This is a genomic window from uncultured Winogradskyella sp. (assembly GCF_947498005.1).
GTDB lineage: Bacteria > Bacteroidota > Bacteroidia > Flavobacteriales > Flavobacteriaceae > Winogradskyella.
The window spans coordinates 1-647 of record NZ_CANMIW010000032.1; the positions used below are offsets into that span (position 1 = coordinate 1).

Consider the following 647-nt stretch of genomic DNA (forward strand, 5'->3'; position numbering starts at 1 on the left):
TGCGTAATAGTATAATCAGGCGCTGTAAAGATCCAAGTTTCTGTAGGATCTAAAAGATCATTCGTATTAGTGTCTCCAGTAAGTGTTAAAGACGACGTAATATCACCACCTAATAAATCATCAGTAATTGTAATAGAGTTGATAGACACATTACCAGTATTAGTTACTGTAAATGTATAAGTAATTAAATCGCCTTCACCGACACAACCCGTTGTTGAGCTCGAAGCTGATTTTACGATATTAATCCCACCATCATTACATAGTGTCACATCTGTATTACTAGCATCAATGATATAAGTATCAGTGGCTTGAACAGCAGTTGTTCCATCAGGCTGCAGACCATCAGCGGTAACATTGTTGGTAATATTTCCAGCATCAACGTTAGCCTGCGTAATAGTATAATCAGGCGCAGTAAATATCCAAGTTTCTGTAGGATCTAAAAGCCCATTCGTATTAGTGTCTCCAGTAAGTGTAAGTGACGACGTAATATCACCACCTAATAAATCATCAGTAATTGTGATAGAATTAATAGACACATCACCAGTATTAGTAAGTGTAAATGTATAAGTAATTAAATCGCCTTCACCGACACAACCTGTCGTTGAGCTCGATGCAGATTTCACGATATTAATACCACCATCATTACA

General features: G+C 36.9%; 1 pseudogene. It reads right to left on the reverse strand.

Going from position 1 to position 647, the window contains the following annotated elements:
• Window positions 1-647: pseudogene (locus Q0891_RS17210) on the reverse strand (hypothetical protein); the annotation flags it as partial.